At 39.4% G+C, this 12712-nt stretch carries 8 protein-coding genes; 3 read left to right on the top strand and 5 right to left on the bottom strand.

Going from position 1 to position 12712, the window contains the following annotated elements:
- Positions 1 to 195 precede the first annotated feature (195 nt).
- Positions 196 to 1755: a M20/M25/M40 family metallo-hydrolase gene (locus B154_RS0106525; RefSeq protein WP_018612716.1), complete on the top strand. Its 1560-nt coding sequence runs from the start codon at positions 196 to 198 to the stop codon at positions 1753 to 1755.
- Between the two features lie 106 nt (positions 1756 to 1861).
- Here B154_RS0106525 and B154_RS0106520 read toward each other — a convergent pair whose 3' ends face one another.
- On the bottom strand, positions 1862 to 2614 hold the full coding sequence (locus tag B154_RS0106520) for a DUF481 domain-containing protein (protein WP_157580514.1): 753 nt from the start codon (positions 2612 to 2614) through the stop codon (positions 1862 to 1864).
- A gap of 255 nt (positions 2615 to 2869) precedes the next feature.
- Between B154_RS0106520 and B154_RS0106515 the strand changes: the two genes are divergently transcribed.
- Together B154_RS0106515 and B154_RS0106510 are read left to right on the top strand one after the other, a co-directional pair.
- Positions 2870 to 4033 carry a BamA/TamA family outer membrane protein gene (locus B154_RS0106515; RefSeq protein WP_169337649.1) on the top strand — a complete coding sequence of 388 codons (1164 nt, stop codon included), beginning with the start codon at positions 2870 to 2872 and terminating at the stop codon, positions 4031 to 4033.
- 45 nt (positions 4034 to 4078) lie between these two features.
- Complete coding sequence (locus B154_RS0106510; protein ID WP_018612713.1) at positions 4079 to 4363, top strand: hypothetical protein; 285 nt, start codon at positions 4079 to 4081, stop codon at positions 4361 to 4363.
- Between the two features lie 134 nt (positions 4364 to 4497).
- Here B154_RS0106510 and B154_RS0106505 read toward each other — a convergent pair whose 3' ends face one another.
- The 4 genes from B154_RS0106505 to B154_RS0106490 form a co-directional block, all read right to left on the bottom strand.
- Positions 4498 to 5520 carry a transglutaminase domain-containing protein gene (locus B154_RS0106505; protein ID WP_018612712.1) on the bottom strand — a complete coding sequence of 341 codons (1023 nt, stop codon included), beginning with the start codon at positions 5518 to 5520 and terminating at the stop codon, positions 4498 to 4500.
- A 655-nt stretch (positions 5521 to 6175) separates the two neighbouring features.
- Complete coding sequence (locus B154_RS0106500; protein ID WP_018612711.1) at positions 6176 to 7789, bottom strand: SusD/RagB family nutrient-binding outer membrane lipoprotein; 1614 nt, start codon at positions 7787 to 7789, stop codon at positions 6176 to 6178.
- Between the two features lie 17 nt (positions 7790 to 7806).
- On the bottom strand, positions 7807 to 11001 hold the full coding sequence (locus tag B154_RS0106495; protein WP_018612710.1) for a SusC/RagA family TonB-linked outer membrane protein: 3195 nt from the start codon (positions 10999 to 11001) through the stop codon (positions 7807 to 7809).
- A 676-nt stretch (positions 11002 to 11677) separates the two neighbouring features.
- Complete coding sequence (locus tag B154_RS0106490) at positions 11678 to 12577, bottom strand: cation diffusion facilitator family transporter (protein ID WP_033411271.1); 900 nt, start codon at positions 12575 to 12577, stop codon at positions 11678 to 11680.
- Positions 12578 to 12712: the final 135 nt, after the last annotated feature.

The following is a 12712-nucleotide window of genomic DNA, read 5'->3' as shown; positions in this document are numbered from 1 at the left end:
TTTTTTCTAATAATGCACTTTTTATTAATATTTATTATTCATTACTTTCATCATGAACAATTCTACAAGGAATTTAAAAAATTAAAATAATTATTTTTAATATCTTACGAAGATTATGCCACCCAGCATTATCTGCTGTGCTCTAACAGTCAAAACATGCACAAGCAACTCTTCTAAATAATTTTAATCAATAGTATGAGAAAGCTTTTAACCGTATTCCCCGGCGTGCTCTTTTCCGTTCCCATAATACTTTTTTCACAGGAAAATGTAGATATGGATATGATGCAAAAAATAAGGGATGAAGAAAAGCAACATTCTCAAATCGAATTTATTGCACACAACCTTACAGACGTTACAGGCCCACGATTAACCAACTCACCCGGTTTCAACCGGGCTATTAATTGGACTGTAAAAACACTTCAACAATATGGGCTTCAAAAAGCAGGCACCGAAGCATGGGGAGAATTTGGAAAAGGCTGGAGTACGGAAGGTTCCTATGTTGCAATGATAAAACCTTATTACCAACCAATCATAGCTTACCCGGTGGCATGGACAACCAGCACAAATGGTCCTGATGTTACAAAAGTTATTTTACTAAACAACCTTGACTCTGCTACCATAACAGAAATGGCTAGTGAAATAAAAGGTAAGGTCGTAATGGAACAAATACGGGATACCGGTCTTCAAAGTGCCTTTATGCCTGACGCGAGGCGGTTCGAGGACAGCGAGTTAAACAAACTGCCCGATGACCATATGATTGACAAAAAGTTACTTGATTATTATATTCCTCGTATTATAAACGGCTATAAAACCAGGGTCTATCTTCAAAGCAAGGGTGCAGCAGGATTACTAACAGTAAACGAGAAGGGCCGTGATGGAACTATTTTTGTTAGTGGCACGCCTGCCTTTGCAAAAAATTACGCCCCTTCCCTGCCTGAAATGGTAGTTTCTAACGAACAATACCTACAGTTGCAGCGCTTGTTGTGCGACAAACAAAATGTGGAAGTTGAGCTAAATGTAAAGAATAAGTTTTATACCGACAACACCACCGGGTACAATGTTATAGCAGAAATACCAGGCAGCGACCCTATTTTAAAAAATGAAGTTGTCATACTTGGCGGTCACCTTGACTCGTGGCATAGTGGCACAGGGGCTACAGATAATGCAGCGGGGTGTATTGTGGCGATGGAAGCCGTTCGAATATTAAAAGCGCTGGATGTGCAACCAAAACGTACAATAAGAATCGCACTATGGGGCGGCGAAGAGCAAGGCTTGCTCGGCTCGTTCGGCTACGTAAAAAAACACTACGGAAACCCGCAAGACATGAGGCTGAAACCTGAACAATTAAACGTTTCTGCCTACTTCAATCTTGATAATGGGTCAGGAAAAATTCGTGGCATATACCTGCAAAACAATGAAAAGGTGCGTGATATTTTTTCTGCCTGGATGAAGCCATTTGCTGATATGGGCGTCACTGGCATAACCAGCAGCAACGCCGGCTCTACAGACCATTTGTCTTTTGATGCAGTGGGCATTCCTGCATTCCAGTTTATACAAGACCCTTTGGAATATGAGACCCGTACGCATCACAGCAATATGGATGTGTACGAACATTTGTCTATACCTGATTTGCAACAAGCTGCCACCATTATGGCGGCTTTTATTTATAATTCGGCTATGCGTAGTAAATTACTGCCACGCAAACCGTTGCCACAGCCACAACGTTTTGTTTTTGACACCGATTACCCGCTGTAAAATTTTGAGAAAACGAAGTAGTTATTTCAAAAATTATTAAAGCTGGATTATTAATTAGCCGGTTTTATAAGTTTCAATATTCAGAATACCTTTCCCATTCTAACAATTAAAAAGTGTAATTGATGCCGTTGCCTATAACGTAATTTATATTAGGCGTGCCAACCGCCGGAGATGCATCGTACGAATAATCCCAGCTAGTTGTAAGAGACAGATGTTTTGTTGCTTTTATGCTGAATGTTACCTGGTTTAAGATACGAAAGTCTTTTGGGGCCCTAAAAAGCGGTTGATAAAAAGTAGTCGTGGTCATATCAAAAACAGCGTTGGGCTTATATGTAAAAGTTACATAATCATCACCTCGCATGTCATTATAAATAATTTTCGGATTTTTATCTCGCTCATGTTCATACATTACTAGAGTGCCCGCATAAAATTTAAAAACCTTGCTATCAAGCACTCTAAATCTTGGCCCCGTACCAAAAAGTGCGCGGAGGTCGATATTGGTAACACTATTTTGTTGCCACTGCGTAAATGCTTCCCACCTGACGAGTTCACTGAGCTTTCTGTTGTATCGTAAATGATAAAACATATTATTTGAAAAATTTTGCTGATTTGCTTTTAGCAGGTTGTAGTTGGCTATTAGCAGGTAAAGATTTTTTTGTGTTTTATATTGCAGATGCATGGCGCCACTTACGCTTAACAACTGCTGAACATTTTGAGTAAAAGAAAAAGCAGTACCTACATCTCCTTTCCAACCGGTTGTGTCGGATTGAATACGTGAATTTTCGACATTTACTATTAGTTGCGCGCCAGCAGTGAAACTCGTAATAAGAAATAGTAAAAAGCAAAATAAACGAACCATAACCGTGCTGAAGATTTCAAAAGGTGTAATTAAAAAAAAGTGCAAAATAAAAGGAATTTGAAAATATATTAGTATAAAAGACTTCGTAGAACGTATAAAATCTAAATAGCAAGTAAAGGGAATAAAAATTGCAGAATTTATTGAAACCGTGTCATTTTGCGCAAGCTTTTTTTAATACTAAGCGTAATAAGCATCTTTTTGCTTTTGCCTGCAATACTTTTTGCCCAGGAAAAAAAACAGATGATCTTGTTTAGAATGTCTGACACACCCAAAATTCGGATTAGAGAGAGCCTTACCAGGAACGAATCTGTGCCGCAAAAAGACATTCTGGATATTGCCTCGGGGCTTTTCAAAAAAAATCATTCTCAGAGCGATCACGTTGACAGTATTACTTCAAAACCTGTTTTTACCGCAGTACCTGCTGTAGGATACACGTTGCAATCTAAATTGGTAGCAACATTATCCGGTAATGTTGTCTTTCATTTCAATCCAACAGCAAATCTTTCTACAATAACTGCAAGTGCCGCATATACACAAAGAAGGCAGTTCACGCTTCCCATAGAATCAAATATCTGGACAAAAGAAAATAAATTTAATCTTGTCGGAGACTTTCGTTATTACAAATACCCACAAAGCACTTTTGGTCTCGGATCTTCATCTGAGGTGAAAAATGAAAACCAGATGAGTTTTTCTTTTTTTCGTTTTTACGAAATGATACAGAAAAAAATTGCGGGTAATTTTTTTGCAGGAGCGGGCTATATTTTCGATTACCACTGGAACATTTATGAAAAAGGAACCAAGAGCGGAATCGTAAGTGATTATAAAAAATATGGTACGGCATCGCATACAAGGTCAGCCGGCATTACTTTCAATGCCTTATACGATATCAGGGATAACCCCATCAACCCCGCAAGAGGCTTTTATACAAACATTCAATACCGTCACAATTATATAGCCTTTGGCAGCACTTCAAGCTGGCAGTCGATTGTTATTGATGTAAGAAAATATATACCATTTCCGGGAGCATCAGAAAACGTTCTTGCATTGTGGTCTTATAACTGGCTCGTCTTAAAAGGTAAGCCTCCTTACCTTGACTTACCCAGCAATGGATGGGACAGCTACTCCAGCACCGGGAGAGGTTACATTCAAGGAAGATTCAGAGGTGCACAAATGGTATATGCCGAAACAGAATACAGGTTTAAAATTACCAGGAACGGCTTGCTTGGCGGTGTTCTTTTTGCCAATGCCGAAACTTTTTCCGCTGAACCCGGTACACCTTTGGAAACTATACAAACAGGTTTTGGACCGGGTCTTCGTATAAAATTAAATAAAGTTTCTAAAACAAATATCTCAATAGATTATGCATTTGGAGCGCATGGTTCAAACGGCCTTTTTATAAATATCGGCGAATTATTTTAATTCCATTTAAACCAATTATAATTATAATTTTAGAAAAAAATCAATATGAATATAACTGCTTTAAAGGAAAGTTTGTCAACAGATGCTCCCCCACTTAATGCGTCAGTTTACTTGAAGGCTCTGTGGTATGATGCAAAAGATGACTGGAACAAAGCGCATGAATTAATACAGGACATTCCGGATAAAAATGCTTCCTGGATACATGCTTACCTGCACCGAAAAGAAGGTGATATCGGTAACGCCGATTACTGGTATTCAAAAGCCGGTAAAAAAAGGCCATCAGTTTCTTTACAGGAAGAATGGGAACAAATAGCAGAAACGTTTTTATAGAAAAATGCTAAACAGTTAATCAAGTCTATTTAAGTAACTGTATTACCCAATCAGCGGCCGGTAAATTTCACTGCCCGACGCAGGTACCAACTCTTTTTCAAGCTTCCAGGAGGCATATTGTGGTTGGTGTACATCTATTTTGCTGCAGTATCACTTTTTCTAATATTTACTCTATACCTCATAATAACATCATCATTAAAAATAACATGCAGCCATTCAACATCAGGAGACTTCACAATATACTTACAGAAAACCCTGTTTCCTACCACCGTGTATTTTGGCTTTGAAGAGTCAGCCAGCGACGCGATAGCTATTACAGCAGAGTCAACGTAAGGAGTATCTACGAGGTATAATCGTTTTTCAGCATTGCTCGTTTCCAGTTCAATTTGTATGGTATCACCTGGTACTGCCTCTATAACACCTGACTGAGGTTTGTAAGATTCTATTTTATACTTTATAAATGCAGTGTTTTGAAAGGGAGAATATTTAAACTCCTTCAGCTTGGGAGGTTTAGAAAGCAATGTCCATTGCAGGTCTTCAGGATAATGATCTCTTATAAAATCTTCTGCCGGTGTTAAAAAGTAATAATTATTATAATTTTGGATAAAATCGTTTGAGCTGTATGTTACAAAGCCACTAGCCCAGGTTACGTCAAGTAAATACCAGGCACTGTCAAGATAAACAGCATTCCACCTATGGTTTGAAGTAAATTTTAAACGACGGTGAGACATACCTCCATCTGCATATCCCAATATAACCTCTGATTTTATACCTGCATAGTCACACAATGTTTTAAACAGCCGGGCATAACCATCGCATAACGCTATTCTTTTTTTTAACACCTCTATCGCTACGCGCTCACTTAAAGGCTTTAGCGCTCCGGTATCTTCGTCGTCATATCTATGCTTGTCTGAATAAAGGTTTGCATTATAATACGGCCTTACATTGTAGGTAATGTTTTCTGTTATCCAACGGAAAATTGAAGTAACCTTATCACGGTCAGTTGTGTAACCGTTAGTCAACATGCGGGATAATGAATCTGGTGTTAATACTTCTTCCGCTTTATTGGAAACAGTAGCATAAGAGTCAATGCTCAAATTTTGGGCAAATGAAGAAATTGGAAATAAAGCTAAAAAGATTCTGATCAACAGTTTCATACACCGCAATAATTAGCAAAATTGGTTATATAAGATCAAAAAACCAACGCAAAAACTCCAAAAAACGCAGTTTAACAAATTCTATATCCTGACATTTCTATTATAAATTTACTTATTTAAATTAAAAAAAGGCAACTTCTGTTGCCCTTCGAAATATGGGAAGTGGGGTGAGTTGTGTAAGTAAGAAGTCAGAAAACAGTAATTTTGATAACACAAATTGTAATACTTTTAAAAGTCACCAAAACTTCCATCCATGATATGAAGATTGCTTACCACTGGCTGCTAATTCTTTTTTGACGATAGGATATCATGACAGAGCCCTCTCAACCTTTGGATGATACCGAACAACTAATTTAATTACTGGATTCAAAAAAGCCAAAATGAATTTATTAACAAGGTTGAAAATGGTAAAAAAATTCGATATTTTAACGTATAAATTTTTTATAATGTACTAACTGTTGCTGTTGAAGGATTAATAGTAATTTACTACCCCGATATCTATTTTAAATCCAATCCATCCTTATGCTTTTCCTTGGTCTCAAGACAACAAAAACGTCTCAAACGACTATTGTAAGGTAACATATTTGTATCTAAGCGAAAGAGGATGCCTCTTTTGAGACATCCTCTTGGAAAAGTATTTGTGCATGTTGTTTAGCTATTCAGGCCCCCCTGCCCACCAGACTTTTGTCGTATAATCGTTTGCGCTCGCGCCCGTCTTGAAATTAGGATTTCCTGCAACTTCAGTGGTTGGATATCTTAATTTTTGAGGAATCTTTCCACCTGTTACATTTCCCGGATAATGGGTTGGTGTTAGGTTAGGATAACCTGTTCTTCTCCACTCAGTCCAGGCTTCCCACCAGTTAAGAAAAAGATTGGCCCATAATTGCTGGCCAATAGATGCTAATCCTGCGTAAGGCCTGGCAGTAAGATAAGCGTTTACCTGGGCATCGGTAACAGCAAGTGAAGGATCATAGATCGTATACATTTGCATCGATGCCTTTACGCCTTCTTTATAATACCCTTCCGCTGCTGCTGCACTAAGACCTCCGATCCCTCTTTGCGCTGCTTCGGCCAGGAGAAGTTTCACCTCCCCATAGTTCATAAGCATGTAAGGATCATCTCTGTTCAACAACTTCGGATTGATCCGTGAATAGGTATTCTCAGGAACCAAACTCGGATTTCCTTCCAGTGACTTAAGCATACTTAAATCATTCCCATTTGGCATGCCTTTTTGCCCAAGTGGATCAGCATTTAATATTTTAACACTGGTCTCGACAGGCCAATCGTATATACCACCGCTAAAGATCATTAAACGTGGATCGTCGTCAACAGTTGAACCTGCATTTGCTCCTTTCAGGAAGTCTATAAGTGTCTTACTTAAAAAAACACTTTTGATCTCGCCTCCGTCATCAGGGATAAATGCACGGGAAATTCCGTTTTGGTTTACCCAAAGGCTTGGACCTACTGCCATGGGAACAACGGCATTATCCTCATTACTTTGAAATACACCTCCGGCAACAGCTTTCGTTACATATGTGTTGGCCATGTCGGCATCTACGTTCGAAACACGCATAGCAAGACGAAGCATCAGAGAGTATCCCCATCTTTTCCATTTAGCAATATCGCCTTTATAATAAAGATCTGCGGCAGCAAAATCAGCATCGACTCCACTAAGGGCGACCGACGCCTCATCCAATTCTTTCAATAGGTCTGTGTAGATGGCTTTTTGCTTGTCATATTTAGGATAGAAAACACCGGAAGTGGCCTGCAAAGCTTCAGTGTACGGAATGCTGCCATAATAATCGGTAAGGCGGGAAAACAGGAACGCCCTTAAAATTCTGGCTGCTTGCCGGGTATTATTGCTTTTCCCATCGGCATATCCTCCTGATCCTGTTTGCTTTATTACTTCTGCTAAGTTTCGCAAATCCGGTAAGATTCTTTCCCAGGGGGCATTAATGCTTTCCACGTTCTCCAGGTACTTATCGCCCGTAGACGAAATAGGACCGTTAGGAGAAGTACCTTGGGTTGCAAGCTGCTGTATAGCAGTTGACGTAATTCCGATATTAGTTCTCCAGTCAATGTACCGGTTGTCACCCTGATCTCCAGCAGAGGCGGCACCAAGCTGGGCAGATGTAAACAGGAAATTTACATCAATCGTCGGAGCTGATGACGGGTCTATGTTAAGGTCTTTCAGTTTGTTCGTGTTACACCCTGTAACAACAAGTGCCGAGATGGCGGTGCTAAATATTATTTTTCGTAAATGCTTCATAGTTAAGTGTGTTAAGTTTAAAAGGATGCCCTGATGTTGAAGCCATAAGTGCGAGTGGCCGGCATACCGAAGTAATCAAGACCTTGCGCGTTACTACTTGTATAAGTGGCTTCGGGGTCTATGTTAGGAACATTCTTGTAAAGAATTGCAAGGTTACGTGCAACGAATGAAACCATGACACTACGGATAGGCGTATTAGTAAATAATTTGGATGGCAAAGTGTATCCCAAAGTAATTTGCCGAAGTTTAATAAATGAGGCGTCATACATAAAGTTTTCCTGGGCTCTTTCACCAAGTTGACTCCAGTAATTTGCTGCCTCTCCCGGGGTAAGTGTTTTGGTAAAAGGTTTAAAACCAGCAACGTCCTGTGTCACACCAGTTATTGTGAGAGGCGCTTCTCCTGCACGACCTAATAAAGACTGCTTCGTAAAACCTGCCTCAGTCATTCGCACGTTCGTTCCGGAATAGATATCTCCACCGGACCTAAAATCGATCAGAAAGCTTAGGTTTACTCCTTTCCAGGTCAAGGAGTTGTTTAAACCTCCGGTAAAATCAGGTACACCATTGCCCAGTATTTTGTAAGTATTGTCAGTTAACGGAGTGCCGCTTGAGTCATAGACGAGATTGCCATTTGGATCTCGCATTTGAGTTACACCCTCAATCATACCGTAAGGATAACCCACAATGTGATAAACGGCAGCAGTTCTTGTTCTCGGTTCTTCAACAAAAAGTTGATTTTGCCCTTCTATCAACGAAACAACCTTACTGTTGTTTTTTGCAAAATTTAATGATACGTCCCAGGTTAGTGCCGATTTCACAGGTGTAGCTGTCAGCAAAAATTCTACTCCTTTATTGGTAAGTTTACCTAAGTTAACTGATGTAGTTCCAAAGCCTGAAGATTGTGAAATCGTTGCATCCAAGATATCATTGGTAGTCTTTTGATCATAGTAAGTGATATCCAACCCTAATCTGTTCTGGAAAACTCTGAATTCAAGACCGTACTCCATCTCGGTTGAGGTAAATGGTACAAGATATGGGTTTGGCAAATTATTTCCTGCAGTAAATCCTCCCAGAGGGATTCCGAGGTGCGTTTGGGTAGCTCCATAAGTAATTGCCGTACGGTAAGGTTGAACAGATTCGGTGTTGCCTACCTGGGCCCACGAAGCTCTAAGCTTTCCGAAACTCAGCCATTTTGGCAATGTTTTAAATGCATCTGTGAATACAAAGCTTCCTCCAATCGAAGGATAGGTAATTCCATTCTTCTGCGGATTTAAAACTGAGAACCAATCCCTTCTTGCAGTTCCGGTTAAGAATAAATAGTTATTATAAGACAATTCAACTGATCCAAACAATGAATTAATACCTCTTTGGTTGTAACCGTAACTGTAGTCGTGTTGCTTTGCATTGCTTATAGCCGCCAGGAATGGTGTGTTGAATTGACTTCCGTTTAGGGATAGTTGCTCATACATTCTCCGCATGCGGTTACCGCCTACAAAAGCGTTGACACCAAACCGGTTAAAGGTTTTATTGAAACCCAGCATGTATTGCAAATTTATTTCGCGTACACGGGTATCAATTTCATTCATAGCACCAGGGCGGTCATACCCGGTCCCTTGTGGTTCGAGGCGGGTATTTTTTAGTGTATAGAAATCCATACCTGCTTGTCCCTGCATGTAAAGGAAATCAGTAATGTTATACCGAACGTCCCCGTTAGTAATAACACGATCGCGGGTGTCATTGTTCTTAAATTGGTAGGCAGCCCAATAAGGATTTTGTTGATATATGTTGTTATTAACAGCAAACTCTTCCCCGGGAGCTTTTTTATCAGCAATAGTGATCCCCATATCTTGCTGCTTTTCAATTGATGGGACAGCTCCAGGTTTACCAGGGTCGCCTATAAGGTTACGCACATCAACATCTCCCGGAGTGTAGTAAAGCGAGAGGTTAGCATTTCCAGGAGCATCAGATACGCGAGGTCTGTTTTTATTTTTCTCATTTGAGTATAAGACCTTTGCGTTCATTGTAATCCTTTTACCAATCTTTGAATTTGCGGATAATGTGGCATTAAATCTGTCGAAACCAGAGTTTGGAAAGACTCCGGTACTTGTGAGGTCAGAAAGCGAAAGCCTGAAGCTTTGGGTTTCACTTCCGCCGGTAATCGCAACCGTATTGGTTATTTGGTTACCTGTTTTGTAAAAACGTTTCCAGTTGTCACCTGCATAAGAGTAAGGGCGTGATATGCCGTCAAATTGAACAACAGAGCTACCGTCAAATTTTGGTCCCCAGCCATTAGCACCCCAACCGTTCTGCCAATGCTCGTCTAATGTCTCTGCTTTTTTAGCTACCTGATTTTGCAGCGTTGTTCCCACGTAGCCTCCATCACCGTGCGTTGTCTGGAAATCTGTTAAGTTTTGAACTGTCTCTGCAACATAATTTCCGTTGTATTCGACACCCAGTCCTTTACGGGCCGATCCTTTTTTTGTAGTGATCAAAATAACACCATTAGCCGCTCTTGAACCATAAAGCGCTGCTGCACTTGCTCCTTTCAAAACTGTCATTGATGCAATGTCGTCAGGATTAATACTATTCATAGCGTCACCCTGGTCGGAACCACCCCATACACCAGCCTGTCCCAGGTTAGTGTTGTCAATGGGAACACCATCTACGACATAAAGTGGCTGGTTTAAAGTGGATCCCAGAGTTTTCGCTCCGCGGATTACAACTCTTGAAGACCCTCCCGGCCCTGATGCAACTTTTGACACGTTAACACCAGCGACCCTTCCTGCAAGTGCATTGGAAAGATTTACTTCGCGCGCTTGAGTTAAATTTTCGCCGCCCACTGTTGTTATTGATGACTGAAGCGATCTTCTGTTCCTTTCAACACCAAGAGCGGTAACTACAACCTCGTTTAATGTATTAGAAGAATTTTGCAACGTTACGTTAAGCGGAGAACTATTAGCTACAATATTTTGTGAAACAAAACCAACATAACTGATGGTAAGTTCTGCCCCTTTCTTTACATTGATACTAAAATTACCGCTTTCATTAGTAGCTGCCCCCTGCCTGCTACCTTTTACAGATACTGTCGCTCCCGAAACCGGGTTTCCATTTTGGTCTTTCACCTTGCCACTAATCACTATATTTTGGGCAAAGGTGTAGGTCGAGAATAATAGGAGAATTAATAGTGGTAAAAACAAAAGTTTTTTTGTCATAACAAGCAGTTTTTTTTGGACAATGCAATTTATGAAAGCTTTAACGAATAAACCTAATACTTTTTCTCCAAAATAGGATATTTCAGAGTAGTTTTTAAAAAAGAATATTTTTATAAGTACTTACAATTTTTACAGAAGGGAGTTCCACATAAATACTATTACAGTTGACCTTTTTTATTGCGGATACCACATATTATAAAAAGAAAATTAATTAATGTTTTCTAAAAAATGTTGCGTCTATTTCCTTATACCTATGTGGCATAAGAACCTTTATTAAAACCTCCTTATATCTCGGTATAATTTTTTTACAGGCATGTATATTTCTAGAATTATATTTTTTTGGCATTTCGATATTTCCAGACAAAAATCAACTCTCTTTCTTTACGTTTTCAACCTGGTGAACATGACACGTAGTTACATAAATACTTATTATTTTTTACTTGAGGCTTTACTATGCACGCTCAAATTAAACTCGGCATGTACGAAATCTAAAGGAGGAAGGTATTTTCAATTTTGCCGGGCAAATGCATTCATGTTATCAATAAATCTTGTGTGGCGATAAGCACCTCGAAGAATATGAACTTGACTACCTGGAACGTTACAAAATATTTTTAATTCTGTAGTGATTTATCTGTCAAAAAAAGATGCTTTATAAACAACAGGCGTAGCTTTATTTCTAAGTTGTTTGCGCCTGAATAAACAGCTGCTTTATTGATGGATGTATTTGTTTAATTGTCTTCCGTATTCTTTCCATTGCATCTGTAACTTCTATGGTAGTAGAAGTTTTTTCGAACTCAGTTATTAAAACCAGGACAATTTCTTCCGGTGCCAGGTACATAGATAATGGCGGATCCACTTTTACAACTACCGGTTCCGCCTCCGCAATCTTAATTACACTATCCAAAATCTTCTTATCTGCACTTTCACCCATTAATAAACTGCGGCTTTCCCTGGCTAGCAACATAGAAACACTTGTCAATATCAACCCTATTACTATAGAAGCCACCCCATCGAGCGCCGGATTATTAAACATGTGTCCAAGATAAATTCCTAAAAAAGCAACTACCAAACCCAGCAGATCCGCTACATCTTCAAAAAGCACTACAAATGTGGTTGGATCTTTACTGCGTTTTACGGCAGCCCAAAATGGAGTTGCGCCTCTTTGCCTGTTAAACTCTCTCACAGCAGTTATACAAGAGATTCCATCAAACGTAAAGGCAATACCTAAAACAATATAATTCCAAAAAGGATCTTTAATTGCATGGGGATGTTGTATATGTGTGACTCCTTCATAAAAAGAGATACCCCCACCGATTCCAAATATCATGAGAGAAACGATAAATGCCCAAAAATACAATTCTTTTCCGTAGCCAAAAGGTCTGGTCGCATCTGGTGGCTTCTTACTTTTTTGTATCCCCAGCAACAACAGTAATTCGTTACTTGCATCAACTAATGAGTGAATTCCTTCTGATATCATTGCGGAGCTGCCTGTTATAAACGCAGCAATAAATTTTGTAATTGCTATAGCAAAATTAGCTGCTAGTGCACTGTATATAGGAGTTTTTGAAGCTGGCATGTTTATCTTGTAGTTTGAACCCACGATATTGACTTCATCAAGCATTAAAATCGTGCCTTTATACTTGAAGGAGAAAAAGTTTTAAAAGTCGAATAACTTGCAGCACTTCTTTAAACAAATCATCCAGTACGTTTA

Source organism: Segetibacter koreensis DSM 18137, assembly GCF_000374045.1.
Classification (GTDB): Bacteria; Bacteroidota; Bacteroidia; order Chitinophagales; family Chitinophagaceae; genus Segetibacter; species Segetibacter koreensis.
This window is presented reverse-complemented; position numbering and strand designations above follow the sequence as displayed.